The sequence below is a fragment of the Luteimonas qiangzhengi genome, from assembly GCF_039548515.1.
Lineage (GTDB): Bacteria > Pseudomonadota > Gammaproteobacteria > Xanthomonadales > Xanthomonadaceae > Luteimonas.
Window position 1 is genome coordinate 58,136 of sequence record NZ_JBCLVE010000011.1, and the last position, 26,372, is coordinate 84,507.

Sequence of the window (26,372 nt, forward strand, 5' to 3'; positions counted from 1 at the left end):
CGCTGACAGAGGTCACGCGGCTTCGCGCGCGTGGCGCGCTCCTACGGGTGGGGGGCGCTGATGTTGCGGCTGGCTTCCAGGGGCTCGGGCATGGCCATGTGCGGTATCACCCCCAGGCATGGCACCGGCAGAGCTTGGCGCAGCAGCTCTACGTATTCCTGCTGCCGGTGGGGAACCGGATCCACGCCGCTGCCGATCCAGCCGACCAGCCGAAGACCGTCGGCTTCAATCGCGCGGACAGTCAGGCGGGCGTGGCTGAGGCAACCCAGCCGCAGGCCAACCACCAGCACCACATCGGCACCCAGCGCACGCGCCAGCGCGGCCTGGTCCAGCCCATCGGCCAGCGGCGCCATCCAGCCGCCAACACCTTCCACCACCACGGTGTCGGCCTTCTCCGACAGGCGTGCACAGGCGGCCTGCAAAGGCTCGATCCGCACCTCGACCCCCGCCTCGCGCGCCGCCAACTGCGGGGCGGTAGGCGCTGGCAGAGCGTACGGATTCACGTCCTCATAGACCGGCCGCGGATCGCTGGCAGCCTGCAGCAGCAGCGCATCCTCGTTGCGCCAGCCTTCCGGCGTGCGTTCGCAGCCGCTGGCCACCGGCTTCATGCCCACGGCCCGCTGTCCCTGTGCGCGCAGGGCGTGCAACAGTGCGGCCGACGTCAGGCTCTTGCCCACGCCGGTGTCGGTACCAGTGACATAGAGACGCACGGCGCTCATTGCCTTGCCCCGCGCTGTTGCCTGCTTTGGATCCTGGCCATCATCCGGCGGTTCTTCCTGCTGTTGCTACACTGCGGCCATGTTCGCATCCACATCTCTTGAAGGCGACAAGGCCAGCCAATACGGACAGCTGCAGGCGCAGGTGCGCGCCCTGCTGGACGGCGAGCGCGACCGCATTGCCAACGCCGCCAACCTGTCATCGCTGGTCTTCCATGCCCTGCCCGACCTGAACTGGGTGGGCTTCTACTTTTTTGATGGCACCGAACTGGTTGTCGGTCCCTTTCAGGGCCAGCCGGCCTGCGTGCGCATCCCGCTGGACCGCGGCGTGTGCGGCGCCGCCGCGCGCACCCGGACCACCCAGCGGGTGGAAGACGTCGATGCGTTTCCGGGCCACATCGCCTGCGATGCCGCTTCCCGCTCGGAAGTGGTGGTGCCGCTGGTCGACGCCGATGACCAGCTGATTGGCGTGTTCGACATCGACAGCCCGGTACCGTCGCGGTTTGACGAAGTCGACCAGGAAGGCCTGGAGCAGATTGCCCGCATCTTCATCGAGTCGCTGCGATGAGCGAAGAGAAGATGCGCAACATCGGCCCGAAGTCCGCCGCCTGGCTGCGCCAGGTGGGCCTGCACACGCGCGCCGACCTGGAGGCCGCCGGTCCGGTGGATGCCTACATGCGGGTGCGTCGCGCCGGCTTCCGGCCCAGCCTGAACCTGCTCTACGCGCTCGAAGGCGCACTGAACGACTGCCACTGGCAGGAAGTGCCGGACGAGCGCCGCCGCGAGATGGTGGAAGCGGCCGAAGCCGCCATCGCCGGCTTGCCATTGCCGCGCGGCCAGGAAGAAGCGGGCCCGGTGACCACCACCATCATGCAGCCCGAACCGGACGACGACTCTCCGTAGGTCGGTGCTGCGCCCTTGCCGCAGGCAACACCAAACCGATCCGCATGCACACCGGCAATTCTCAGCCCCCGCCGCCCCACCCCACGCCGCCCCACCCCACGGCGGCCAACACCAGCGCCAGCAGCAGCATGGTTTCCATGGCCTCGATACTGGCGCCCAGGCAGTCGCCGGAGATGCCGCCCAGGCGGCGCATCCAGTACAGGCCAATCAGCGGCACCAGCGCCAGCGCCGCCAGCAGAGGCGGGGCCACGAGCAGGCTCAATGCCGCCAGCGCCGCCGCCCACAGCCACACCGCGCGCATATCGAGCTTCCAGGAGAAGCGCTCGGCCATGCCCGCCTGCTGGATCGGCGGCAGGCGCCGGCTCCACCACAGCGTGCCCCAGCGCGCCCAGGCCGGCAGCAACACGATCCCGTACCACCAGGCCGAACCGGCCAGCTCGGCCAGCAGCACCAGTTTGAGCAGCAGCTGCATGATCAGGATGACCGCGCCGAACACGCCGATGTGCGGGTCCTTCAACACCGCGAGGAAGCGCTCCGGGTCGCGGTGCGCGGCGCCCATGGCGTCGGCGACATCGCTCAGTCCGTCCAGGTGCAGCGCGCCGGTCACCCAGGTCCACAGCGCCAGCGCCAGCACCGCGCCCAGCCAGGGGCGGCCGTCGAACGCCCATAGCGGCAGGGCCAGCAGCAGCCCGATGGCGATGCCGACCAGCGGGTGGTAGACCGCCGAACGGGTGAGGTCGTCGTCGCGGAAGTCATGCACCTGCGGGGTGGGGATCCGGGTCAGGAACTGGAACGCGAGGGTCAGCCGGCGCAGGCTCATGGCTGGGCGAGCTCCAGCAACTCGCCCCAGAGGCGACCATCGCCGCCGGCCTCCACGCGCAGGCGCAGGCGGGTACCGTAGTCGATGCGCAGCGCCCACAGCGCTGACAGCGGCAGGCCACAGGCCTGCGCAAGCGCCATCCGCAGCGCCCCCCCGTGGCTGACCACCAGCACGGGAGCCTCGTCACCGCCGACATCGGCCAGCAGCGCCTGCAGGGCGCCTGCGATGCGCTGGCCGAACGCGTCCCAGGCTTCGCCATTGGGTGGCGGGTTGCGCCGCGGATCGCCGTGGAAGGCAGCCAGGGTCCCGGCCGCTAGCGCGTCGCCGCGCATGCCGTCCCAGTCGCCGAAGTCGAACTCGGTCCACTGCGGGTCCGTCTGTACCAGCAGGCCAAGCGGCGCGGCCAACGCCCGCGCGGTGTCATGCGCACGACGCAGCGGCGAGCTGACGATGCGCATCCATGCAATACCGGCGTGGCGGCGACAGGGCGCATCCGTGGCGCCCGCTACCAGCGGCGGATCACTGCGTCCGTCCATGTGGCCGCGACGTCCGGTGTCTGCGTGGCGCACCAGGTCGACGATCACTCCGACGTCGCCCCCGCCACCGCGGCTTCGGCGAAGGTCGCCATGTCGTTGTGCAGGGCACAGGCCAGGCGCAGCAGCGGCAGCGCCAGCGCGGCGCCGGAACCCTCGCCCAGGCGCAGGTCGAGCTGCAGCAGCGGCGTCGCATCCAGCGCCGCAAGCAGGCGCCCATGGCCGCGCTCGGCCGAGCAGTGCGAGAACAGCAGCCAGTCGCGCACTCCGGGGTTGAGCCGCACCGCCGCCAGCGCGGCGGCCGAGACGATGAAGCCGTCCACCAGCACCGGCACGCTGCGCTGGGCGGCGGCCACCATGGCCCCGGCCAGCGCCGCGATCTCCAGCCCGCCCACGCGGCGCAGCGCCTCCAGCGCCGGCTGTGGCGCGGCGGTGATCGCGACGCCGTGCAGCGCCAGCGCGCGCTCCACCACCGCCTGCTTGAGCGCGATGCGGGCATCGTCCAGGCCGGTGCCGGCGCCGACCAGGCCTTCAACCGGCAGCCCGGCCAGGGCGCAGGCCAGCGCACTGGCTGCGGTGGTGTTGCCGATCCCCATCTCGCCCAGCAGCATCAGGTCGGCGCCTTCGCCGGCCTCATCCACGGCGCGGCGACCGGCGTCCAGTGCGTGGGCGACTTCGGCACCGGACATCGCGGCCTCCACGCTCAGATCGCGGGTGCCGCGGCAGGGCTTGTCAACGACAGCACCGGCCACCGCACCTTCGGCCAGGGTCCCGACGTCGCGCAGGTGCAGCGGCAGGCCGAGCTCGCGCGCCAGCACCGCGATCGCCGCGCCGCCGGCGGCGAAGTTTGCCAGCATCTGCACCGTGACCTGCGCCGGGAACGCCGACACGCCCTGTGCCACCACACCGTGGTCGCCGGCGAACAGCAGCACCGGCACGCGCGCGGCGCGGGGACGATCGCTGGCCTGCAGGGCGGCGAGTTCAACGGCCAGGGTCTCCATCCGGCCAAGCGCCCCGGGGGGCTTGGTCAGCCGCTGCTGGCGCGCAACGGCGCGGGCCGCGTGCGTCGCCGACGGCGCTTGGCAGGCTCCAGTCCACCATGGCCCACTCATCAGGTCCCGTTCTCCTGGCAAAGAGGACGCATTCTACCGGCGCACCCCGCCCAGCCGCACCGCGTGCTTTGGCGCAGGCCCCGGCAATGCCTTAAACTGCGCCCACTTTCTGGTGACCCGCGGGGATTCCCCCAACGGTTGAAACGGGAAGCCGGTGACCTTCCGCCCGCCGCCACGGCCGGCGAAGCATTCCGGCGCTGCCCCCGCAACGGTAAGCGTGGAACCCCCCCGGCAAACCGCCACTGTGCATCGCACGGGAAGGCGCCGGGGCTGGAGCGGCCACAGCCGCCCCGCCCGCGAGCCCGGAGACCGGCCAGAAGGACGACTGGTTGCGATGCGGAGGGCATTGCGGCGGCAGCGCGCCGTGCACCGCACGTCACCCTACCGTCGCTCCCCATGCATGCAGCCCCTTACCGACCCGGTCGCGCGGGCGTGCGCGATGCATGGAGATTCCGATGAAACCGCAGTACCAGATCCTTTCCCTTGCAGTGGCCCTTGCCCTGTCTCCCGCCGCAATGGCCGCCGGCTTCATCCAGGCGACCGATCTGGACGAGGTGATCGTCACCGGCACCCGCACCGAAGTGCTGCTGGCCGACAGCCTGGTGCCGGCACAGGTCATCGGCCGCGATGAGATCGAACGCAGTCAGGCGCGCGACCTGATCGAATTGCTGCGCGGGCGCGCCGGCGTGGATATCAGCAACCAGGGCGGCCGCGGCAAGCTGAGCAGCGTGTTCCTGCGCGGCACGGCGTCCGACCACGTGCTGGTGCTGATCGACGGCGTCAAGGTCGGTTCGGCCACCTCGGGCATGGCTGCGTTCCAGGATTTCCCGGTCGCACAGATCGAGCGCATCGAGATCGTGCGCGGCCCACGCTCGAGCCTGTACGGCTCCGAAGCGATCGGGGGCGTGATCCACATCTTCACTCGCGGCGGCAGCGCCGAAGGCTTTGCGCCCCACCTGTCGCTGGGCGCGGGCAGCAACAACAGCCGCGACATCAGCGCCGGTTTCAACTACCGCGGCGAGCGCGGCTGGATCGGCGCCCACGGCGGCTACCAGAGCACCGACGGCATCGACGCCTGCCGCGGCTCGGGCACGCTGTTCACCGGGTGCTTCACCGACGAGCCCGACGAGGATGGCTACCGCAACGCCTCGGTGACCATGCGCGCCGGCCTGCACATCACCGATACCCTGACGGTGGAGGGCAACTTCCTCAACGCCAGCGGCGAGAACGAATACGACGGCTCCTGGACCAACCGTTCCAAGGTCCAGCAGCAGGTGGCGGGCGCGCAGATGCGCTATGCCCCGGAAGGGGGCAGCTTCGGCCTGACCGCGGCCGTGGGTCGCAGCACGGACAAGTCCGACGACTACCACGAAAACACTTTCATGAGCACGTTCGACACCCGCCGCGACAGCGCATCTGTGCAGGCCGATGTGCAGCTGGCGCAGGCGCACCTGCTCAGCATCGGGGTGGACTACAGCAACGACCGCGTCGATGGCACCACCGGATACACGGTCGACGAGCGCGACAACACCGGGCTGTTCCTCGGCTACGACGGCAACCTCGGCCGCCAGCGCTGGCAGGCCAGCGTGCGTTACGACGATAACGAGCAGTTCGGCAGCCATACCACCGGCAGCCTCGGCTGGGGCCTGGCGTTCGACAACGGCCTGCGCTTCAACGCGACCCTGGGCACCGGCTTCAAGGCCCCAACCTTCAACGACCTGTATTACCCGGGCTCGGAAAGCCCGTGGCTGCAGCCGGAGGAGTCGACCAGCCTGAACCTGGGCGTATCGCAGGCCACCGAACGCTTGAACTGGTCGTTCAACGTCTACGAGAGCCGAATCGACAACCTGATCGTGTTCACCTATGCACCGCCGACTTACCAGGGCGTGGGCGAGAACATCGACGAGGCCCGGATCCGCGGCGCCGAACTGACCTTCGGCACCTCGTTCGCCGGCTTCGACCTGTCCACCCAGCTCAGCCACGTCGACCCGCGTGATCGCAGCAAGGGGCTCAACCACGACAACCTGCTGGCCCGCCGCGCGCGCACCACCGGCCGCATTGATCTGGACCGCGGGTTCGGCCCACTGCGCGCCGGCATCACCGTGCAGGGCGCGGGCAGCCGCTACGACGACGTTGCCAACACCGTTCGCCTGGGTGGTTACGCCACCACTGACCTGCGCCTGGAGTACGCGTTCCATCGCGACTGGAGCCTGTTGGCACGCGCCAGCAACGTATTCGACCGCGAGTACGAGACGGTGGCCTGGTACAACCAGCCGGGCCGCGAGTACGGGCTGACGCTGCGCTACCAGCCAGCTCCCTGACCGGCCTGCGGCCGCAATCCCGGCCTGCGGACATCAAAACCCGCAGGACGGGGCCTCGTCCCGCCATCGCGCTCCTGCCAGCAGGTCAGCCGGAGTGTCGGAGGGCGAGGAGTTCTTCGAAGCGGTCGATCACCGCCAGCGCGCCTGCGCCGTGCAGGTCGAAGCCGCGGGGATAGCCGTAGCTGACCAGCACCACCGGCATCCCGGCCGCGCGCGCAGCGTTGAAGTCGGTCGGCGAGTCGCCAACCATCAGGCAGCGTTCCGGCTCGATCCCGGACTGCTCCGCCAGGTGCAGCAGCGGCTGCGGATGGGGTTTGCGCTCGGGCAAAGTCCCTGCACCAACCACGCCGGAAAATGCGCCGTCAATCTGCAGTTCCTTGAGCAAAGGCGCGACGAAGGGTTCCGGCTTGTTGGTGCACACCGCCATCGTCACGCCTTTTGCGGCAAGTGCATCGAGCGTTTCGCGCACCCCGGGATACAGCTGCGGGCTGAGCAACAGGGTGTCGCCGTAGTGCTTCATGAAGCGCGGGAGCAGTTCTTCGGTTGTGCGCGGACTGCCCACATGCTCCAGCGCGGTCTCCAGCAGCATGCCGCTGCCGTCGCCGATCCAGCTGCGTACCAGCGATTCGTCCACCTCGGCCAGGCCCTCTTCGGCCAACATGCGGTTGACCGCGGTAGCGATGTCGGAAGCGCTGTCGACCAGGGTGCCGTCAAGGTCGAACAGGACGACGGGAAACGGAAAGGACACGGCAAACTCCCAATAGAAGACCCCCCATTGTAGGAGCGCGCCATGCGCGCGAAGCCGCGTGACCGCCGATCATGGATGGGCAATTCACGCGGGGGCGGGCCGGCTCAGGCGAAGAGGGGGGACTGGAGCGGGATTTCCTCGCGGTCGCGGAAGCTGGACAGGCCAACGCCCACCAGGCGGTAATGGGTGCCGGGCGGCAGATCCACCCGGTCACGCAGGGCCAGGGCAATTGCCATCAACTCTTCCACGGACGCGGGCGGGATCTCCGGCGTATGGCTGCGGGTGATCGTGCGGAAGCGGTCGGTCTTGAGCTTGAGCACCACCGTCCGGCCGATGCGCTCGGTCTTGCGGGTAGCGGCCCAGGTCTTTTCCGCCAGCGCGCGGATGGCAGGCTCCAGCTCCTCCAGCAGGAGATCATGCTGGAAGGTGTCTTCCGAAGAGATCGACTGCACCGGCTGGTGCGGCTGCACGGGGCGCTCATCAATGCCACGTGCACGCTCGTACAGGCGCAGCCCGAAGCTGCCGAAACGCTCCTGCAGCACGCTGCGCGGGATTGCCTGCAGGTCGCCCACGGTCTCCACGCCCAGCCCGGTCAGCCGGCCCTGCATCACCTTGCCCACGCCCGGGATCAGCGCCACCGGCAGCGGGGTCAGGAATGCCGCTACCCGCGCCGGACTAAGCACGAACAGCCCATCCGGTTTATTCCAGTCCGAGGCGATCTTGGCCAGGAACTTGTTGGGCGCAGCCCCGGCCGAAGCGGTCAGCCCGGTCTCTTCACGGATCTGCGCGCGGATCGCCTGCGCCGTCGCCGTGGCGCTGGGCGAGGGGATTTTCGGCGCGGTCACGTCCAGGTAGGCCTCGTCCAGCGAGAGCGGCTCGACCAGGTCGGTATGGCGGTGGAAAATTTCCCGCACCTGCCGCGAGACGGCCTTGTAACGGGTGAAGTCCGGCGGCACGAATACCGCCTGCGGACACAGCCGCTCGGCGCGCATGGCCGGCATGGCCGAGCGCACCCCGAACGGCCGCGCCTCATACGACGCCGCGACCACCACCGAGCGCGCCCCGCGCCAGGCCACCACCACCGGGCGCCCGCGCAGCGCGGGATCGTCACGCTGTTCCACCGATGCGTAAAACGCATCCATGTCAATATGCAGGATCTTGCGCACCGCCCCATTATCGCCGCTCGCATCCATGGCGCGCGGCCGGGCGGTCAGGGCTTGAGCATCAGCGGGACCACTTCCTGCAGGGCTTCAAGCAGCAGGGCGCGGTCGAGATTGGGCTCGCGGGTCTCGCGCAGTTTCAGGCCCTCGAACAGACACTGGAGCATCAGCGCGCGCCGCGGGGCGGCGGCCGCGCTCAGATCGTGGCCGCCGTCGGCCTCGCTGCGTGCCAGCCATTCACACAGGGCCTGGCGCACCGCCGCGTCGTAATCATCCAGGGCAATCGCGATCTGCGGATCGCGGGTGGCCTCGGCGGATATTTCCAGCAGCAGCACGGAGTTCATGCCGCGCTGCTCCTTGGCACAGAAACGACCGTAGTTGTCGGCCATCAGCTGGGGCAGGTCGGGGTGGGCGTTGAGCCGGATCTCCTCGCGCAGCAGCACCAGCTGCTCTTCCACGATGGCCAGGATGATCGCGCTCTTGTTCTCAAAGTAGCGGTAGATCAGCCCGGCGCTCATCTCCGCGGTCTCGGCGATGTTGGCCATGCTGGCGCCGTGGAAGCCGTGTTCGATGAAGCACTGCTGGGCCGCGTCGAGGATGCGCTTGCGCTGCGCCTCGACGCGGGCTTCCGCCTTGCCGGCTTTCTGCTCCGCGCTCATTTGACCGAGCCCGTGATGGCCACCCGATCACGCATCCGGTCGGCCCGCCGCCGGAAGCACCTCCGGCTGGACATCCTTGTTACGGCCGCCGAACACCTTCTGCACCACCACGAAGAACAGCGGGATGAAGAACAAGCCGATCAGGGTGCCCACGATCATGCCGCCGAGCACGCTGATGCCGATCGCGTTCTGCGCGCCCGAGCCTGCACCCGAAGACAGCGCCAGCGGGGTCACGCCCAGGCCGAACGCGAGCGAGGTCATGATGATCGGACGCAGACGGTCGCGCACCGCGTGCATGGTGGCGTCGATCAGCTCCATGCCGCTTTCCAGGTTCTGCTTGGCGAACTCCACGATCAGGATCGCGTTCTTGCTCACCAGTCCCACCGTGGTCAGCATCGCCACCTGGAAGTACACGTCACGGTCCAGGCCGAACACCGTTGCAGCCAGCACAGCGCCCAGGATGCCGATCGGCGCGGCCAGCAGCACCGCCGTCGGCACCTTCCAGCTTTCATACAGCGCGGCCAGGCTGAGGAACACGATCAGCAGCGACAGCGTGTAGAGCAACACGGTCTGATCGCCGGCCTCGCTCTCCTGGTAGGACAGGCCCGTCCACTCCAGGCCAAAGCCCGGCGGCAGCTGCCCGATAAGCCGCTCGATCTCGGCCATCGCATCACCGGTCGACACGCCCGGCGCAGCCTCGCCCTGGATCTCCATCGCCGGCAGACCGTTGTAACGCTCCAGGCGCGGCGAACCGTATTCCCAGTGGGTGGTGGCGAACGCCGAGAACGGCACCATCTCGCCCTGGGTGTTCTTCACCGACCACAGGTTGAAATCTTCCGGGGTCATCCGGAACGGCGCATCAGCCTGGATATACACGCGCTTGACCCGGCCACGATCGATGAAGTCATCGATGTACTGCCCGCCCCAGGCCGCGGCCAGGGTCTGGTTGATCGATGCCTGCGGCAGCGACAGGGCCGCAGCCCGGGCCACGTCCACATCCACGCGCAGCTGCGGCGTGTCTTCCTGGCCGTTGGGCCGCACGTTCATCAACAGGTCGCTCTGGGCAGCCATGCCCAGCACCTGGTTGCGCGCATCCAGCAGGGCCTCATGGCCAAGGGCGGCGTTGTCCTGCAGGAACAGGGAGAAGCCTGCGGCAATTCCCAGCTCCGGCATCGCCGGCGGCGCGAACACAAAGATCATCGCGTCCTTCACCTGGCTCATCGCAGCCATGCCGCGTCCCGCCACCGCCTCGGCAGTGAGCGATTCATCCTTGCGATCGCCCCAGTCTTTCAGCTTCACGAACGCCATGCCGTTGTTCTGGCCCATACCGGCAAAGCTGAAGCCCTGCACCGCCATGGTCGATTCAACCGCGTCGGGCTCGTTTTCCAGGAAGTGGTCCTCGAGCTGCTTGATCGCCTCGATCGTGCGCTCCTGGGTGGCACCGACCGGGGTCTGGATCATGGCCATCAGCACGCCCTGGTCCTCGTCGGGAAGGAACGAGGTCGGCGCACGCATGAACAGCACGCCCATCAGCACCACCATCAGGCCGAAGATCGCCATCGAGCGGCCCGGGCGTGCCAGGATCCCGCGCACGCCACGACGGTACTTGCCGCTGCTGTTGTCAAAGCCACGATTGAACCAGGCGAAGAAGCGCGCCATCGGGCCGGTCCCGGTGGACATGTGCTCACCCTTCTTCACCGGCTTGAGCATGGTTGCGCACAGCGCCGGGGTCAGCACGATCGCCACCAGCACCGACAGCGCCATCGCGGTCACGATGGTCACCGAGAACTGCTGGTAGATGATGCCGGTGGAGCCGCCCATGAACGCCATCGGCACGAATACCGCCGACAGCACCACGCCGATACCCACCAGCGCCCCCGTGATCTGGTCCATCGATTTGCGCGCAGCTTCAAGCGGCGACAGACCTTCCTCGGTCATGATGCGCTCGACGTTCTCGACCACCACGATCGCATCGTCCACCAGCAAGCCGATGGCCAGCACCATGCCGAACATGGTCAGCATGTTGACCGAAAAACCAAGCAGGGCCATCACGCCGAACGTGCCCAGCAGCACCACCGGCACCGCGATCGTCGGGATCAGCGTGGCGCGGAAATTCTGCAGGAACAGGTACATCACCAGGAACACAAGGATGATGGCTTCGATCAGCGTGGTGACCACGCTCTTGATCGACACCTTCACGAACGGCGTGGTGTCGAACGGGATCACCGCTTTCATGCCCGGCGGGAAGTACGGCTCCAGCTCGGCCAGCGCTTCCTGCACGCCGGCGGCGGTATCCAGGGCGTTGGCGCCGGTCGCCAGAGAGATCGCGACACCCGTCGCCTGCTGTCGGTTGTAGCGGGTATCGAACTCGTACATCTCGGTGCCCATCTCCACCCGGGCCACGTCGCCCAGGTGCAGCACCGAGCCGTCCGGATTGGCGCGCACCACGATGTCGCGGAACTCTTCCGGCGTCTGCAGGCGGTCCTGGGCATTGATGGTGGCGTTGATCTGCTGACCGTCAATCGCCGGTGCGCCGCCGAGCGCACCGATGGCCACCTGGGCGTTCTGGCCCTGGATGGCGGCCACGATCTCGTTCACTGCCAGCGCATAGGTATGCAGCTTGTTCGGATCCAGCCAGATGCGCATGGCGTACTTGCCGCCGAACACCTGGATGGTGCCGACGCCGTCCACGCGGCTGAGCGGATCGACGATGTTGGCGCTGACGTAGTCGGAAATATCGACCCGGTCCATGCTGCCGTCTTCGGACACGAAGCCGATCACCTGCAGGAAGCCCGAGGTGGACTTGGCCACGTTCACACCCTGCCGCTGTACTTCCTGCGGCAGCAGCGGCATGGCCAACTGCAGCTTGTTCTGCACCTGCACCTGGGCGATATCCGGATCGGTGCCGGTCTCGAAAGTCAGGGAAATGGTGACGATGCCGTTGGACGAGGACTGCGAGGAGAAGTACATCAGGCCGTCCAGGCCCTTCATGTTCTCCTCGATGACCTGGGTGACCGAGTCCTGCACCACCTGCGCCGAGGCGCCCGGGTAGTTTGCGCGGATCTCGACCGACGGCGGGGCCACGGTAGGATACATCGACACCGGCAGGCCGGTGATGGCCAGGCCGCCGGCGAGCATGATGACGATCGCGATGACCCAGGCGAAGATCGGGCGATCAATAAAGAAACGTGCCATGGAATTCTCCGCTTACTGCTGCGAGCCGGGGGCGTCGGGCTCGGCGTCGGGATCGGCTGCAGCCGGCGCAGGCTGCGCGGCCGGGGCCGGTGCGCTGGCGCCTTCAAAATCCACCGTCTGCACGGGAATGCCCGGCTGGATCTTCTGCAGGCCCTCGACGATCACGCGGTCACCGGCCGCCAGGCCTTCCTCGACGAGCCACTGGTCACCGACCGTGCGGCTGACCGTCACCGGGCGGTTTTCCACCAGACCCTCGGCATTGACCACCATCACGCTGGTGTTGCCCTTGGGATCGCGGGCCACGCCGCGCTGCGGTGCCAGGATCGCGTTCTGGCGCACGCCGCTGCCGATCTCCGCGCGCACGTACATGCCCGGCATCAACACGTGGTCCGGGTTGTCCACCACCACCCGCAGGCCGAAGCTGCCGGTGGCCGGATCCACGCTGACCTCGGAAAACGCCAGCGTGCCTTGCTGGCCGAAGGGCCTGCCATCTTCAAGCAGGATGGTGACCGGAAGCTCCGAGCCGTTTTCCAGCGTGCCGGCCTCCAGCTCCCTGCGCAGCTGCAGCAGCTCGCTGGAGGACTGGGTGAGATCGACATAGATCGGATCCAGCTGCTGCACCGTGGCCAGCGCCTGCGGCTGGTTGGCGGTCACCAGCGCGCCCACCGTCACCGAGGACCGGCCGATGCGGCCATCAATGGGAGAAGTGATGCGGGCATACCCCAGGGTCACGTTGGCTGATTCCAGCGCGGCCCGGGCTGCGCTGACTTCCGCCTCGGCCTGGCGCGCAGCGGCAATCGCGTTCTCGTTCTCCTGGGCGGACACGTAGCGCGTACCGGACAGTTCACCCATGCGCTGCTCAAGGGCACGGGCGTTGGTGCGCGCGGTCTCGGCGCGGGCCAGCTGGGCCCGGGCGCTGCTCACGGCGGCCCGGTGAGTGGAATCTTCGATCTGGTACAGGGGCTGTCCAGCCTTGACCACGCTGCCCTCGGTGAACAGGCGCTCCTTGATGATCCCGTTCACCTGGGGACGCACCTCGGCCACCACGGAAGCATTGGTCCGGCCCGGCAGCTCGCGCGTCAGGGTGACCGTCTGCGGCGCCAGAGTAACCACGGAAACTTCCGGCGGCGGCGGCTGCTCGGGCTCGCCCCCTCCACTGCAGGCTGCCAGGGCAACGGACAGGATCAGAGGGACGACAGCCAGGCGGACAGACGGTTTACGCATGGGGGATGCTCGAAATCGGGAAGGAAAAACCGCCGAGGAGGGCCCCGGCGGCAGGGACATAGAATGAACGATCATTCTTTTTTTGTCAAAGCGCTTTCTGCAACGCAGCATCCGCATTCAGGTCGGACGCGCGAAGCAGCAGCGTCGGCAGACGTAGGTCGGTCCTACGCGGCCGACGCGGATGATGTGAAAGTCACTCCAGCGATTCGATGTGCTCGATCATCCGCTGGCGGGTGGCCGCGTCAGGCAGGCGCCCGGTGGCAGCGCCCAGATTGTCGATCATGTGGCGAGGATTGCTGGTGGCGGGTGTGGCCGCCGTGACGGCCGGATGCGACACCACGAACTTCAGGAAGAACTGGCCCCAGGTGGCGATGTCGTATTCCGCCGCCCACTCCGGCACCTGTCGGCCTTCCACCTGTTCCCACAGCCGGCTGCGTCCGAACGGCGCATACACCAGCACGCCAATGCCCCGCTCCTGTGCCAGCGGGAAAATCCGCTCCTCCATGGTCCGGTTGTCCACCGCGTAATCGATGCCGATGAAGTCGATCGGCTCGCTGCGCATCAGCTGCTCCAGCGCGTCATAGGTGCGCGTGGAGGTGGTGGTGGCGCCGATGTGGCGGATCCGCCCTTCCTGCTTGTACTCCTTCAGGATCGCCAGCTGGGTGGGCACATCGGCCATGTTGTGCACCTGCACCAGATCGATCGGGTCCTTGCCCACGTGGCTGAAGGACTGCTCCAGCTGTGCGCGCGCGGCGGCCTCATCGGCGCTGTCGCCGCCGCGGGGCACCACGTTGAGCTTGGTGGCCCAGAAGATCCGCTCGGCCAGGCCGCTGTCGCGGGCCACGTTGCCGGCCATCTGCTCGGCCTCGCCATAGCTGGGCGCGGTGTCGAACACCTTGCCGCCATGTTCCACCAGCGCCTGCAGCACCTGGCGGATGCGGTCGGCATCGCCTTCGCCGGCAACCCGGGAAAACGACGCCGAGCTGCCCAGCCCCACCACCGGCAGGCGCTCGCTGGTGCCGGGAATCAGACGGGTGATGATTTCGCGGGGGCTGTCATCGGCCAGCAGCAGCTTCGGATTGATCGCCAGCGCCACGCCCGCCAGGGCGGACAGCTTCAGGTATTCGCGTCGGTTCATCATCGGGTGCGCTTCCCTCTCCAGGTCAGCCCCCGGTTTTACCACAGCGCCTCCCACGCGCCCGTTCCGCGTTGTCACGAGCGTTGAATAACGACTGGTTAGCTTCAACCCCTCGTTACCGGACGTCCCTTCATGAAGCCGCACCACACCCTCGCCCTTTTCGCCGTTCTCGCTGCCGCCTCCTTTGCTGCGCAGTCCGGAACGACTTCGACCCGCGCCGCCGAACAGGCCCTGCGGACCGAGCTGACCAGGATGTATAGCGACCACGACATCCTGTCGATCCCGATCCACCGGGGCGGTGGCATGCACCAGCCGGAGAACACCATCGAGGCCTTCGAGTACACCTGGACCCGCAACATGGTGCCCGAGTGCGATATCCGCACATCGAAAGACGGCGTCATTGTCGTCATCCACGATGAAACCCTGACCCGCACGGCCCCCGGCACCCCGGACAACATCCGCAGCAAACGGGTGGAAGAACTGACGCTTGCCGAACTCAAGACGGTAGACGTCGGCGCCTTCCGCGGCTATCCGGGCCAGCGCATCCCCACGCTGGATGAAGTCTTCGCGGTCATGGCCAAAGACCCGCGCAAATTCATGTATCTCGATTACAAGGATGTCGACCTGGGTGTCCTGGCCGAGATGGTGACGCGCCACGGAATCGAGAAGCAGGTGATCTTCACCACCCACCGCTACGACCTGGTCAGGACGTGGCGCCAACTGGTGCCGGGCTCGCAGACCATGATCTGGATGGGCGGCACCCAGGACGAGATCGACGCAACCCTGGACTCGCTTCGCGCCAACGATTTCAACGGCATCTACATCGTCCATATGCACTATCGCCCGACCGGCGACGGCGGCTACAACATGAGTGATGCGTTCATGCTGGCGGTCCAGGACGAGCTTGCAGCCATGGGCATTATTGTCCAGGTGCAGCCATGGAACATCGAGGATCCGTTGATCTATGAGCGGCTGTACGGGATCGGGATCCGCCACACGGGCACCGACTTTCCGGACCTGATCAAGACGGTCCTTCCGAGGTTCTTTCCCTGATCGTCAGTGCCATTCTCACTGAATCAGTTGGGCAGCCCACCACGCGCATCAGCGCACCGCCAAACGAGGCAGCGGTTGTTGGCCGGCATCGCCACATCGCTCAGCAGCTGCAGCCCTGCCTCGCTGGCCAGCCCGTCCACCCACTCAAAATCACGGATCCCGGACCGCGGGTCGCGCGCCTTCAGCCACCCGTCGAACTCCCGGTTGCTGTCACTGGTAAAGGCCCCGTCGTACTTGAAGGGTCCATAGGCCACCAGCGTGCCGCCGGCCGCGTCCGCCAGCACCTGCCCCACCCCGCGGAAAAATGCCTGCACCGCGTCCGCGCCCATGATGTGCAGGCTGTTGGCGGTGAACACCGCATCCGCATCCACGGCCGGCCACGGCGACTGCGCCACATCCAGTACCAGCGGCGCTGGCGTGTTGGGTAGCTGCGCATCGTCCAGCCACACGCGGATGCCCGCCAGGTTGTCCGCCACGTCACTCGTCTGCCATGCCAGCAACGGCATTGCCTGGGCGAAATACACCGCGTGCTGGCCCGTGCCGCTGCCGATCTCCAACACCCGGCGGCGATCGGCGAAGTGCTCGCGCAACACGGCAAGGATGGGATCGCGATTGCGGTCGCAGGCGGGGGCGTGGGGTTTAGGGGCGCTGGAATTCATGCGGCCAGCCTGCACATGGCGATGGGCGGAATCAACTCGCCCACTGCTTGTATGCTCTGCCCTGACCGAACCAGCTTCGCGGGTTGATCTAGCCCAAGTGCCAGGCTCCACGGGAATTTACTGGCAGCTGATACTTGTTCAGCTGCGCTAGTGTTCGCACGTAGGGCGCAGGGAAGAAAAAATGAATCAATTCATTTACCGCCATCGACTGGCGGCAAAGAGAATGTTGGCAGGCGCGGGGCAATGGCTTCCGGCTGGGGGGCGGCGAAGGCTCAGGAACCTCGCCGAGCAGGTCGCGTTCCGGATCACGCCACAGTACCAAGGGGATACGCTGCCGCCCATCTTTCACTACTGGTCCTCCCGCTACGTACTTCCGCGTTTACGGCGGCTGGGCGTGGGGCGCCCCGAAGACCTGTATCTGGCGGAGACCATCAAGTGTGCTGAAATGCTTGACCGGCCCATTTCCGTCGCAAGCTTTGGTTCCGGTGCCTGCGAACTTGAACTGTCACTCGCGGCCACGCTGCGTGGAAAGGGCATTGCGGCGACCGTGGAGTGCATCGACTTCAACTCCAGCTTGATTCGCCGAGGCGAAGACAAGGCGCGTTTGCTGGGTCTGTCGGACCTCATGCGCTTCAGCGTCGCTGATTGCAATCAGTACGCCGGGGCCCGCCAGCACGACGTGATTATCGTCAATCAGTTCTTTCACCACGTCGAGGACCTGGAGAGTTTCTGCGCGGCCTTAAGCAAAGCTCTCTCCCCAGGCGGCGTGCTGGTCACTTCGGATATCGTGGGTCGTAACGGCCACGTAACCTGGCCAGCGGTGGACTCCGTGGTGCAGGCGCAGTGGAGAACGCTGCATCCGGAAAAAAGGTTTGATCGCTATTTCGGCAAACGGACAGGGCGTTACGTGGCGATTGATCACGCTGCCTATTCCAATGAAGGGATCCGTGCGCAGGATATCGTGGGCCGTTTGCTTGATACGTTCGATTTCTCGGTCTTTGTGACCTATGGCGGAGCAATCATGCCGTTCGTGGAGCGCCGTATTGGCTTCAATTTCGATCAGGACGATGCAGCCGATCGCGCCTTCATCGAAGGGCTTGGGGAATTGGACGATGCAGCGATCGCCAGCGGCGTCTATCCTGCTTCCAACATGATTGCCGTGTTGGGCCACCGCGGACAAGTACGAAACCAGCACTTTGATCCCGTTTCCCCCGCGCAGCATGTCGAAATGACGCGAGCGCAGCTCGCGTTGGCAATCAGTTCCTCAAGGGTGGAATGATCATCACCGAACTTTGTAGCCCGATATCCAAACGCAAATAGCGCACCGTTTCCTGTGTTGCAGGTCGTCCAGCGACCGAAGCTGACGCCCACGCCCCGATCAGCCTCTTTATGGCAACGCACCCAAGCGCGGCGCCACCGGACTCCATCCACTGCCTGACCGAATAAACGGTGTTAGCGCGCACATGAAAGTACTCCGCGGCCATTGGAAGAACGATTCCCTGCGGGATCATCGGCGTGTTCGCTGGCGGCTACCTCGCATCTGTGCTTCTGGGAATTGGAATCGCTTTCTCCAATCCTGCGCCGCAACTTCATGATTGGCTCTCTGTGCCGGTAGCGGCATTTCCTCTTCTCGCCATCGCACTGCTCTTTGCCGCGCCAGCCACACTCCTGATCGGGTGCCCGTTGTACGCGGCCCTGCTGCAACGGGGTCGCGCCTCCGTCACCTCAACGCTACTTATTGTTCTTGTCGTTGCTGCCGTATGCTCTGTAACCATAGAGCCGGTCGCTGCATACCTCGTTGGCTTGTACGGCGCCCCTGACCTGCCCCCCGATATCCGGGCCAGTCTGATCTTAGTAGAGTCCGTCTCACAAGAGGACGGACATGAAGAAGCGATACACCGAAGAACAGATCATCGGCTTCCTGAAGCAGGCGGCCGCCGGCACCCCGGTCAAGGAGCTTTGCCGCAAGCACGGTTTCAGTGACGCGTCGTTCTACCTGTGGCGGCGCAAGTTCGGCGGCATGGACGTGCCCGACGCCAAGCGCCTGAAGGCGCTGGAAGTGGAGAACGCGCGGCTCAAGAAGTTGCTGGCCGAGTCGATGCTGGACAACGAAGCGCTGAGGATCGTGGCGCGGGGAAAATACTGAGCCCGCCGACGCGACGGGCTGCCGTCGCGGATGTGCGGGCGAAGCTGGGCCTGTCGGAGCGGCGGGCCTGCCGGGTACTGGGCTTGTCACGCAGCGTGTTGCACTACCAGCCGCGCATGGCGAACGCGTCGTTGCAGGCCAGGCTCGTTGCGTTGGCGGGCGAACGTCGCCGGTTCGGCTACCGACGGCTGCACATCCTGCTGGAACGGGAGGGCTGGACCGCCAACCACAAGCGGATCTACCGGCTCTACCGCAACGCTGGCTTGGCGGTGCGCAAGCGCCGCAAGCGCGATCGCGTGGCCGTCGAGCGCCGTCCGCTGCAGGTGCCGTCGGGGCCGAACCACACCTGGTCGATGGACTTCGTCTTCGACGCGCTGGCCAACGGGCGCCCCATCAAGTGCCTGACGGTGGTGGATGACTGCACCAAGGAAGCGGTGGAAATTGCCGTCGGTCGAAGGATCAACGGCCAGAACGTTGCGGACATCCTGGACGCGGCCTGCCGCTTCCGCGGCTATCCTGCGGCGATCAGGACCGATCAGGGACCCGAGTTCACCGGCCGGGCGCTTGATCAGTGGGCGACTGCCAACGGCGTGACGCTGGTGCTCACGCAGCCTGGCAAACCCACGCAGAACGCCTATGTGGAGAGCTTCAACGGCAAGTTCCGGGACGAGTGCTTGAACGAAAACTGGTTCATCTCGCTTGAGCATGCGCGAGCGGTCATCGCCATCTGGCGCAAGGACTACAACGAGGTGCGCCCGCACAGTTCCCTGCCCAAATGCACGCCTGCCGAGTTCGCCGCCGCACTGCGCAACGAAGGTTCCTTGGCCGGTTCAACCGCCGATCGAAATCTGACCCACCGGAGCGGTATGCTCCCCAACCTGGACTCTACTAAGTAGCAAGTGGCCCTGAGAAAGGGGGCAGGTCAAGGCCTCAATGAGACCGCCCTTGGCTCTTCTAACCGCAGTGGTGGCCGCCTCGCTGGCCCCACCGCTGGGGCTGGCACTCTGGGTCCTGGCGGGGAGCCGGGGCCATGCCCTCCCGTACTTTCCCCTTATCCTGATTGCGGGAACCCCTGTGGCCTTCCTGCATGTGCTGGTGCTTGGGCTTCCGGTCGCGATGTGGCTGCGAAAGGTGGACGGGTTCCGCTTCTTCCCAATGCTGTTCGCTGGCTTTGTGGCTGGGAGCGTCCCGAGTCTGTTTTGGCGAGCATCAAGCTGGGGCGCGCCCTGGCAGTCGTTGTCCAGCAACCTTGTGTTTGCCGGAATTGCAGGCTTGTCGGGCGGGCTCGCTTCGGTCGTGTTCTTCCTGGTGTATCAAGGACTGAATCCGGACAATCCATTGACGCCGTCGTCGCTCCGTAGCACGGCGTAATTTGGAACTTGAGGTCAGATGGACGACACGCGCAGCAGTCAAAAACGCGGATGGGTATGGACCACGCTTCTGGTCGCTATGGGCGCGATCTATCTGACGGACGGCCTTCGGGAACCCGGAGCTGAGCTCTATCGCTTGCTCATGGGCACAGGCTTCCTGCTGATGGCGCCGCAAGCTTTTTTTCGCCCCAGCAGGCCCGCCAAATCGACGTTGAGGACGGCTCAACCGGTTGATTGGCTTGCCATGATGGGCGTGGCTGTTCTGATTGCCGGGATTGTCGTGCGTTTTCTATGACAGGCAGACGCTTGTCTTGGGGTTGCTCCACTGCGCAGCCCAGACCAATTGAGGCCCCGGATCCATGTCACCCAGCTATGGACAGCTCATCTGAAATCAGGTTTTCCGTACGCTACCGGCTCGGCGAGTACCTGGCCTTTGTCACGGAGCATTCTTTCCAGACGGAGGAAGCACTACGCGAAACCCGGGGAGCGAAGCGATTGGTGGCGCGGCTGTTCCTTCAGGCTGTCGCCAGCGTGGGGTTTCTGTACAAGATCGCCCGGTTGGGGCGGTGTGATTTCGTGATCACCGCAGCGGGCCTGTCTCGACGAACGAAGCTTGGTACCAGCTCGGTCCCGTGGTCGTCGGTAAGGGCGGTACATATCTGCACTCCGGGCTATCTTGTGGAGCTGCGGGAGGGTGCTGTCCCGATCCCGTTTCGCGTGCTCGGCCAGCAGCAGCGTGAGTTGTTCTGCATTTTTGCGACAAGTTGACCGCGTAGCTGTCTTGCAATGAGCGCCAGTGGCTGGGTTCGACCTATGCCGCCTTGTGCAACTCTTCGCGAATCACCCGACGCAACGTCCGCTCCAACGCGCCTTCTTGGTCTTCAAGATGCGCCCGCAAGACGTCGTTGATCAACGTTTGATAGTTGCCGCCCCCCTGTACCTGGGCACGGAACCAAGCCAGTACGTCAGCATCCAAGCGGATGGTGATCCGCTCTTTTCCGGCGTTTCCCGCTTGTGCTCGAGCAAGTGCCGGAATTTTTTCTACAGGCTTGGCGTCAGTGAAGTCGTAGTTCTTTCGCATGATTCAACTCCCGCGATATGGGCGCGCCTCGGCCGGACTGGCGCGACGCGCAGAAATGATGCGGATGCTGTCGAGCAGCCGCTCGGCCCAGACCACCAACAGCACCCGGCCAGTAAAGCCCATGCCCAGGGTCACGTAGCGCGACTCCTCCTGTGCATCACCGTCTTCCATGGTCAGTGCGGCCGGATCCTCCAGTGCGCCGATGGCATCGGCAAAATCCACGCCGTGCTTGGCAAGATTGGCCGTACGCTTGGCCTCGTCCCATTGATACTCCATGCGGCCAAATGTATGCACATATGGCATACAAAGCAAGGGGCGAGGCGTGGAATGCTTCCGGGTCAGACACTGGCGCTGGCCGACAATTGCAAAGGAGAAATACATGAGTCCAGAGCAACATCTTTTCGCAGCCTGCCTGGCGATGGTGGCACTCACCTTCATCGTCGGGCTGCGCATGTTCCGCACCCGTGTCACCGAGATGATGACCCGCCGGGTCCATCCGCAATCGCTGGCGCTGTCCGGGCAGCGCGCGGAGCGCCTGCAGGACACACGCGCGGCGGACAACTTCAGCCATCTGTTCGAAGTGCCTGTGCTGTTCTACCTGCTGTGCGCGGTGGCCATCGGCACCGGCCATGTGCCGGTGTGGCTGCCGGCGCTGGCTTGGCTGTTCGTGCTGTCGCGCGTGGCGCACAGCGCGATCCAGTGCAGCTACAACAAGGTGATGCACCGTTTCGCTGTGTTTCTGGGCAGCTTTCTGCTGTTGCTGGCGATGTGGGCGATGTATGCCATGTCGTTCCTGGCTTAGCGGGCACGCACATGACTTCCGACATCTTCGCGGGCATCAGGCTTGGCGGTCTGTTCGCCCTCACCGCGGTCGCGGAGATCGTGGGCTGCTATTTGCCCTACCTGTGGCTCAAGCACGGAAAGTCGGCGTGGCTGCTGCTGCCCGCCGCGGCCAGCCTTGCCCTGTTCGTCTGGCTGCTGACCCTGCACCCGCAGGCGGCCGGGCGGGTGTATGCGGCCTACGGGGGAATGTATGTATCGGTGGCGATCCTTTGGCTGTGGCTGGTCGATTCGGTACGCCCAACCGCCACCGACATCGCGGGCGTGGCGATCTGCATCGTTGGCATGCTGGTGATCATGCTGGGCGCACGGCACGCCTGATTGCTGTTGACCCGGCGCTGACGCCCGCCGTGCCAGTCTTGAAGGCCCGCACGGAGTTTCCCCATGCCACGCGGCGACAAGTCCTCCTATACCGACAAGCAGAAGCGTCAGGCCGCCGAGATCGAGAAGCAGCAGAAGGCCGACGGCAAGTCTGAAGAAACCGCCGAGCGCATCGCCTGGGCCACCGTCAACAAGCAGGACGGCGGCGGCAAGAAGTCCGGATCAGGCCGGAAGAACTGATCCGGGCGACGCAACGGACTGCTTGGACCCAGTACTGGCGCGCGCCTTACTCCACCGTCACGCTCTTCGCCAGGTTCCGCGGCTTGTCCACATCCGTGCCGCGCGCCAGGGCGGTGTGATACGCCAGCATCTGCACCGGGATGGTGTGCACGATCGGGCTGAGCACGCCGATGTTGCGCGGGGTGCGGATCACGTGCACGCCCTCGGATTCGCCGAACTGGCTGTCCTGGTCGGTGAACACGTACATCTGGCCGCCACGCGCGCGCACTTCCTGGATGTTGGACTTCACCTTTTCCAGCAGGCTGTCGTTGGGCGCGATCACCACCACCGGCATCTGGTCGTCCACCAGTGCGAGCGGGCCGTGCTTGAGCTCGCCGGCCGGATAGGCTTCGGCGTGGATGTAGGAGATTTCCTTGAGCTTGAGCGCGCCTTCCAGCGCGATGGGGAAGTGCACTCCGCGACCCAGGAACAGCGCGTGCTGTTTGGCGGCGAAATGACGGTCCGCCCAGCCTTTCACCTGCGGCTCCAGGTTGAGCGCGTGCTGCACGCTGCCAGGCAGGTGGCGAAGATCTTCCAGGTAGCCGGATTCCTTTTCCTCCGGCAGCCGGCCCTTGAGCTTGGCCAGGGTGACGGCAAGCGCAAACAGGCCCACCAGCTGGGTGGTGAAAGCCTTGGTCGAAGCCACGCCGATCTCGGCGCCGGCACGGGTGAAAAACACCAGTCGGCTGGCGCGCGGGATGGTGCTCTCGGGCACGTTGCAGATCGACAGGGTGCGCTCGTGGCCGAGTGACTTGGCGTATTTGAGCGCCTCCATGGTGTCGAGTGTTTCACCCGACTGGGAGATGGTGACCACCAGGTGCTTCGGGTTGGCGACGGCGTTGCGGTAGCGGTACTCGCTGGCGATCTCCACGCTGCAAGGCAGCCCGGCGACGTCCTCGATCCAGTAGCGCGCCACGGACCCTGCGTAGTAGCTGGTGCCGCAGGCGAGGATCTTCACCCCTTCAACGCCCTCCAGCACCTCGGCGGCATCGGCACCAAACAGCTCCGGCACGAATGCGCCGGCATCGATGATCGCCTCGATCGTATCGCCCAGCGCGCGCGGCTGCTCGTGGATTTCCTTCTGCATGTAGTGCGTGTAGGGGCCCAGTTCCAGCGATGCCAGCGACACATCGGACAGGTGCACCTCGCGCTCAATGGCAGCGCCATCGGCATCGAAGACCTGCACCCCTTCGCGGGTGAGCACGGCGGTGTCGCCGTCTTCAAGGAAGATCACCCTGCGGGTGGCCTGCACGATCGCCGACACGTCGGAGGCAATGAAGTTCTCGCCTTCGCCCAGGCCCACCAGCAGAGGACAGCCCATGCGCGCGACCACCATCCGGCCCGGTTCCTTGCGGCTGACCACGGCCAGCGCGTAGGCGCCGTGCAGCTCCTTGGCCGCACGCTGCAGCGCGGCCTGCAGGTCGTCGCCGTCCTGCAGGTAGTGGTGGATGAGGTGGGCGATGACTTCGGTATCGGTCTGCGACTCGAACTCGTAGCCGAGCGCCTTCAGACGCTCGCGCTGCTCCTCGTGGTTCTCGATGATGCCGTTGTGCACCAGCGCAACGCCGTGGCTGACGTGCGGGTGGGCGTTGGATTCGGTGACGCCGCCGTGGGTCGCCCAGCGGGTGTGGCCGATGCCCAGGCTGGCCTGCAGGCCTTCCTCGCCGGCCGCGGCTTCCATCTCGGAGACGCGCCCGGTGCGGCGCACGCGACGGATGTCGCTGCCGTCGACCACGGCGATGCCGGCCGAGTCGTAGCCGCGGTATTCCAGCCGCTTCAGGCCTTCGATCAAAACGGGAACCACATCACGATCCGCGATCGCGCCGACGATGCCGCACATGGGACGCACACTCCTTGTCTGCAAGCCCTCAAGTGTACCCGTCCGGGCGTCCGCACGGACACGTCCGGGCGCCGGGCGGACACGGCGGACGGGCTTCAATCATCTTCAAAATCAATTGGTTGCAGATTGGCACGCTTCCTGCATCAACCCGATAGAACGTGATCGATCCGCCGCCACCCAGGTTTGATGATGACTGTCTTTCCCAGCCCTTCCGCCCAACCCCGCATCCGCGACACCGCCGCGCAGGACCAGGTGCTCAGCGCTTCCCCACGGTCACGACTGCGCCGCTGGCTGCTGCCGGTGGCGGGCGCCTTCGTGGCGCTGGCGCTGCTGGCATGGACGGTGTCGTCGTGGGCGGGCGGCAGCCGGTCCTACGACGGGGCCCGGATCCGCATCGCCGAAGTGGTCCGCGGCGATCTGGTGCGCGATATCGCCGCCGAAGGCCGGGTGATCTCGGCCAACAGCCCCACCCTGTACGCGATCGCCGGTGGCACCGTCGCCCTGCAGGTGGTGGCTGGCGACCAGGTGAAGGAAGGCCAGCCGCTGGCCGAGATCGACAGCCCGGAACTGCGCAGCCGGCTGGTGCAGGAGGAGTCCACCCTGGCCAGCCTGGAAGCCGAAGCCAACCGCTCGACCCTGGATGCGCAGATCGTGCGCACCAACGCCCGCAAGCTGGTGGAGCAGGCCGAGGTGGAACGCATGGCCGCCCAGCGCGATGTCGAGCGCTACGAGCGCGCTTTTGAAGGCGGCGCCGTGGCTGAGTTCGAGCTGGCCCGCGCGCAGGACCGGCTGAAGAATGCGCAGATCGCGCTGGACTCCGCCAAGGAGGACTTCGGCCTGCAGAGCCGCGGCAGCGGTCTGGACACCCGCAACCGTCAGCTGCTGGCCGAGCGCCAGCAGGCGGTGGTGGGCGAGCTCAAGCGCCAGGTGGAGGCGCTTACCCTGCGCTCGCCCTTCGATGGCCAGGTGGGCCAGGTGCAGGTGGACCAGCGCAGCAACGTGGCCGCCAATGCGCCGGTCCTGACGGTGGTGGACCTGTCCGAGTTCGAAGTGGAGATCCGGGTGCCGGAAAGCTTTGCCCGTGATCTGGGCATCGGCATGCCGGCCGAGGTGCGCAGCGCCAACCAGACCTACGCCGCCGAGGTTTCCGCGGTCTCGCCGGAAGTGGTCAATGGCGAGGTGGCGACGCGGCTGCGCTTCAGCGAAGAGCAGCCGCCCCGCCTGCGCCAGAACCAGCGACTGTCGGCGCGGGTGCTGCTGGACAGCCGCCCGGACGTGCTGATGGTCGAACGCGGGCCGTTCCTGGACCAGACCGGCAGCGGCTTTGCCTACGTCGTGAACGGCAGCCGGGCCGAACGCCGCCCCATCACTACCGGCGCCTTCAGCCTGCGCGCGGTGGAGATCACCGGCGGCGTCAGCGAAGGCGAGCGCATCGTGGTGTCCGGCAGCGAATTGTTCGAAGGCGCCGACCAGGTGCGCATTTCCGGCCAGTAACCCTCATTCCATTTTTTATTCCAGACAGGATCCCGCCATGCTCCAGATGCAATCCGTTTCCAAGGTCTACCGCACGGAACTCGTCGAAACCCACGCCCTGCGCGCGCTCGACCTGCGCGTGACGGAAGGTGAATTCGTCGCCGTCACCGGCCCGTCCGGCTCGGGCAAGACCACTTTTCTCAACATCGCCGGCCTGCTGGAGGGTTTCAGCAGCGGCGAGTACAGCCTAGATGGTGTGAACGTTAAAGGGCTCAACGACAACGCCCGCTCGCGGCTGCGCAACGAGAAGATCGGTTTCATCTTCCAGAGCTTCAACCTGATCCCGGACCTCAACCTGTTCGACAACGTGGATGTGCCGCTGCGTTACCGGGGCATGTCCGGGGCGGAACGCAAGCAGCGGATCGAGGAAGCGCTGGGCCAGGTGGGCCTGGGTTCGCGCATGAAGCACTACCCGGCGGAACTCTCCGGCGGCCAGCAGCAGCGTGCGGCGATTGCGCGCGCCCTGGCCGGATCGCCCCGCCTGCTGCTGGCTGACGAACCCACCGGCAACCTGGATTCGCAGATGGCCCGCAGCGTGATGGAACTGCTGGAAGAGATCAACGCCCAGGGCACCACGGTGGTGATGGTCACCCACGACCCGGAGCTGGCCGCGCGTGCGCAGCGCAACGTGCACATCGTTGATGGCGTGGCGACCGATCTGGAGCGCGCCCCTTCCCTGCTGCAGTCCGCGTAGCGGCCCGCTCCAGCTTCTCTCTCCTGC

Annotated in this window: 27 protein-coding genes, 1 pseudogene and 1 riboswitch; of the genes and pseudogenes, 14 read left to right on the forward strand and 14 right to left on the reverse strand. The window is 66.2% G+C overall.

Translation table 11 applies throughout. The features are described from left to right. Positions 1-41: 41 nt before the first annotated feature. The gene (gene bioD / locus WCE59_RS09855) at positions 42-719 is read right to left on the reverse strand and encodes a dethiobiotin synthase (RefSeq protein WP_343258591.1); all 678 of its coding nucleotides are present in this window, start codon (positions 717-719) and stop codon (positions 42-44) included. A gap of 79 nt (positions 720-798) precedes the next feature. On the opposite strand from bioD, the gene WCE59_RS09860 reads away from it, so the two are divergent. Both WCE59_RS09860 and WCE59_RS09865 read left to right on the forward strand, forming a co-directional pair. Further along, positions 799-1,284: a GAF domain-containing protein gene (locus WCE59_RS09860; RefSeq protein ID WP_343258592.1), complete on the forward strand. Its 486-nt coding sequence runs from the start codon at positions 799-801 to the stop codon at positions 1,282-1,284. Then, positions 1,281-1,619, forward strand: coding sequence for a TfoX/Sxy family protein (locus tag WCE59_RS09865; protein WP_343258593.1), 339 nt, complete (start codon positions 1,281-1,283; stop codon positions 1,617-1,619). The genes WCE59_RS09860 and WCE59_RS09865 overlap by 4 nt, the downstream gene beginning before the upstream one ends. Before the next feature lie 61 nt (positions 1,620-1,680). Here the strand turns inward: WCE59_RS09865 and cobS are convergent, their stop codons facing one another. From cobS to cobT, 3 genes are read right to left on the reverse strand one after another with little or no spacing between them, the layout of a single operon-like run. After that, a complete protein-coding gene (gene cobS, locus WCE59_RS09870) occupies positions 1,681-2,439 on the reverse strand; it encodes an adenosylcobinamide-GDP ribazoletransferase (RefSeq protein ID WP_343258594.1) in 759 nt (252 codons plus the stop codon). Then, complete coding sequence (locus WCE59_RS09875) at positions 2,436-3,023, reverse strand: histidine phosphatase family protein (protein WP_343258595.1); 588 nt, start codon at positions 3,021-3,023, stop codon at positions 2,436-2,438. The genes cobS and WCE59_RS09875 overlap by 4 nt, the downstream gene beginning before the upstream one ends. Next, positions 3,020-4,084, reverse strand: coding sequence for a nicotinate-nucleotide--dimethylbenzimidazole phosphoribosyltransferase (cobT, locus tag WCE59_RS09880; protein WP_343258596.1), 1,065 nt, complete (start codon positions 4,082-4,084; stop codon positions 3,020-3,022). Before cobT ends, WCE59_RS09875 begins: the two co-directional genes overlap by 4 nt. A gap of 93 nt (positions 4,085-4,177) precedes the next feature. Beyond that, positions 4,178-4,416: riboswitch (cobalamin riboswitch) on the forward strand. 123 nt (positions 4,417-4,539) lie between these two features. Here cobT and btuB point away from each other — a divergent pair. Then, entirely contained in the window at positions 4,540-6,405 is a 1,866-nt protein-coding gene (gene btuB, locus WCE59_RS09885; protein WP_343258597.1) for a TonB-dependent vitamin B12 receptor, read from the forward strand. 85 nt (positions 6,406-6,490) lie between these two features. On the opposite strand, the gene WCE59_RS09890 is transcribed toward btuB, so the two are convergent. From WCE59_RS09890 to WCE59_RS09915, 6 genes are all read right to left on the reverse strand, one after another. Further along, positions 6,491-7,153, reverse strand: a complete 663-nt coding sequence (locus WCE59_RS09890; RefSeq protein ID WP_343258598.1) for a phosphoglycolate phosphatase — start codon at positions 7,151-7,153, stop codon at positions 6,491-6,493. Positions 7,154-7,257: 104 nt separating this feature from the next. Next, complete coding sequence (gene dinB, locus WCE59_RS09895; RefSeq protein WP_343258599.1) at positions 7,258-8,319, reverse strand: DNA polymerase IV; 1,062 nt, start codon at positions 8,317-8,319, stop codon at positions 7,258-7,260. Between the two features lie 44 nt (positions 8,320-8,363). Next, positions 8,364-8,972: a TetR/AcrR family transcriptional regulator gene (locus WCE59_RS09900; RefSeq protein ID WP_343258600.1), complete on the reverse strand. Its 609-nt coding sequence runs from the start codon at positions 8,970-8,972 to the stop codon at positions 8,364-8,366. Between the two features lie 27 nt (positions 8,973-8,999). After that, positions 9,000-12,167 carry an efflux RND transporter permease subunit gene (locus tag WCE59_RS09905; RefSeq protein ID WP_343258601.1) on the reverse strand — a complete coding sequence of 1,056 codons (3,168 nt, stop codon included), beginning with the start codon at positions 12,165-12,167 and terminating at the stop codon, positions 9,000-9,002. Between the two features lie 12 nt (positions 12,168-12,179). Beyond that, entirely contained in the window at positions 12,180-13,391 is a 1,212-nt protein-coding gene (locus WCE59_RS09910; protein ID WP_343258602.1) for an efflux RND transporter periplasmic adaptor subunit, read from the reverse strand. 193 nt (positions 13,392-13,584) lie between these two features. Then, positions 13,585-14,529, reverse strand: coding sequence for an aldo/keto reductase (locus WCE59_RS09915; RefSeq protein ID WP_343258603.1), 945 nt, complete (start codon positions 14,527-14,529; stop codon positions 13,585-13,587). Between the two features lie 132 nt (positions 14,530-14,661). Between WCE59_RS09915 and WCE59_RS09920 the strand changes: the two genes are divergently transcribed. Then, a complete protein-coding gene (locus WCE59_RS09920) occupies positions 14,662-15,582 on the forward strand; it encodes a glycerophosphodiester phosphodiesterase (RefSeq protein ID WP_343258604.1) in 921 nt (306 codons plus the stop codon). A gap of 23 nt (positions 15,583-15,605) precedes the next feature. Here the strand turns inward: WCE59_RS09920 and WCE59_RS09925 are convergent, their stop codons facing one another. Beyond that, positions 15,606-16,241, reverse strand: a complete 636-nt coding sequence (locus WCE59_RS09925) for a DUF938 domain-containing protein (protein ID WP_343258606.1) — start codon at positions 16,239-16,241, stop codon at positions 15,606-15,608. Between the two features lie 181 nt (positions 16,242-16,422). On the opposite strand from WCE59_RS09925, the gene WCE59_RS09930 reads away from it, so the two are divergent. The 5 genes from WCE59_RS09930 (at position 16,423) to WCE59_RS09950 (ending at position 20,525) form a co-directional block, all read left to right on the forward strand. Beyond that, positions 16,423-17,520, forward strand: a complete 1,098-nt coding sequence (locus WCE59_RS09930) for a class I SAM-dependent methyltransferase (protein ID WP_343258607.1) — start codon at positions 16,423-16,425, stop codon at positions 17,518-17,520. Positions 17,521-18,123: 603 nt separating this feature from the next. Continuing rightward, a protein-coding gene (locus WCE59_RS09935) for an IS3 family transposase (protein ID WP_343258608.1) occupies positions 18,124-19,283 on the forward strand; the annotation gives its coding sequence in 2 pieces (ribosomal slippage) (positions 18,124-18,382 and positions 18,382-19,283; 1,161 coding nt in all). Between the two features lie 49 nt (positions 19,284-19,332). Next, on the forward strand, positions 19,333-19,758 hold the full coding sequence (locus WCE59_RS09940; RefSeq protein WP_343258609.1) for a hypothetical protein: 426 nt from the start codon (positions 19,333-19,335) through the stop codon (positions 19,756-19,758). Positions 19,759-19,776: 18 nt separating this feature from the next. Beyond that, entirely contained in the window at positions 19,777-20,052 is a 276-nt protein-coding gene (locus WCE59_RS09945) for a hypothetical protein (protein ID WP_343258610.1), read from the forward strand. Positions 20,053-20,129: 77 nt separating this feature from the next. Then, the gene (locus WCE59_RS09950; RefSeq protein ID WP_343258611.1) at positions 20,130-20,525 is read left to right on the forward strand and encodes a hypothetical protein; all 396 of its coding nucleotides are present in this window, start codon (positions 20,130-20,132) and stop codon (positions 20,523-20,525) included. Between the two features lie 43 nt (positions 20,526-20,568). Here WCE59_RS09950 and WCE59_RS09955 read toward each other — a convergent pair whose 3' ends face one another. Together WCE59_RS09955 and WCE59_RS09960 are read right to left on the reverse strand one after the other, a co-directional pair. Then, positions 20,569-20,838, reverse strand: coding sequence for a BrnA antitoxin family protein (locus WCE59_RS09955; RefSeq protein WP_343258612.1), 270 nt, complete (start codon positions 20,836-20,838; stop codon positions 20,569-20,571). Positions 20,839-20,841: 3 nt separating this feature from the next. After that, positions 20,842-21,114 (reverse strand): BrnT family toxin, encoded by a 273-nt coding sequence (locus WCE59_RS09960; protein ID WP_343258613.1) that lies wholly within the window; start codon positions 21,112-21,114, stop codon positions 20,842-20,844. Positions 21,115-21,217: 103 nt separating this feature from the next. Here WCE59_RS09960 and WCE59_RS09965 point away from each other — a divergent pair, with 103 nt between their 5' ends. The 3 genes and pseudogenes from WCE59_RS09965 to WCE59_RS09975 all read left to right on the forward strand — a co-directional run. Then, positions 21,218-21,640, forward strand: a complete 423-nt coding sequence (locus WCE59_RS09965) for an MAPEG family protein (protein ID WP_343258614.1) — start codon at positions 21,218-21,220, stop codon at positions 21,638-21,640. A 35-nt stretch (positions 21,641-21,675) separates the two neighbouring features. Continuing rightward, entirely contained in the window at positions 21,676-21,999 is a 324-nt protein-coding gene (locus tag WCE59_RS09970) for a YnfA family protein (protein WP_449284143.1), read from the forward strand. Between the two features lie 63 nt (positions 22,000-22,062). After that, positions 22,063-22,233 (forward strand): annotated as a pseudogene (locus WCE59_RS09975) (HupB); the annotation flags it as partial. A 52-nt stretch (positions 22,234-22,285) separates the two neighbouring features. Here the strand turns inward: WCE59_RS09975 and glmS are convergent. Beyond that, positions 22,286-24,118 (reverse strand): glutamine--fructose-6-phosphate transaminase (isomerizing), encoded by a 1,833-nt coding sequence (gene glmS, locus WCE59_RS09980; RefSeq protein ID WP_343258616.1) that lies wholly within the window; start codon positions 24,116-24,118, stop codon positions 22,286-22,288. Positions 24,119-24,307: 189 nt separating this feature from the next. Between glmS and WCE59_RS09985 the strand changes: the two genes are divergently transcribed. Together WCE59_RS09985 and WCE59_RS09990 are read left to right on the forward strand one after the other, a co-directional pair. After that, positions 24,308-25,612 carry an efflux RND transporter periplasmic adaptor subunit gene (locus WCE59_RS09985; RefSeq protein ID WP_343258699.1) on the forward strand — a complete coding sequence of 435 codons (1,305 nt, stop codon included), beginning with the start codon at positions 24,308-24,310 and terminating at the stop codon, positions 25,610-25,612. Between the two features lie 37 nt (positions 25,613-25,649). Then, positions 25,650-26,345, forward strand: coding sequence for an ABC transporter ATP-binding protein (locus WCE59_RS09990; RefSeq protein WP_343258617.1), 696 nt, complete (start codon positions 25,650-25,652; stop codon positions 26,343-26,345). Positions 26,346-26,372 lie beyond the last annotated feature (27 nt).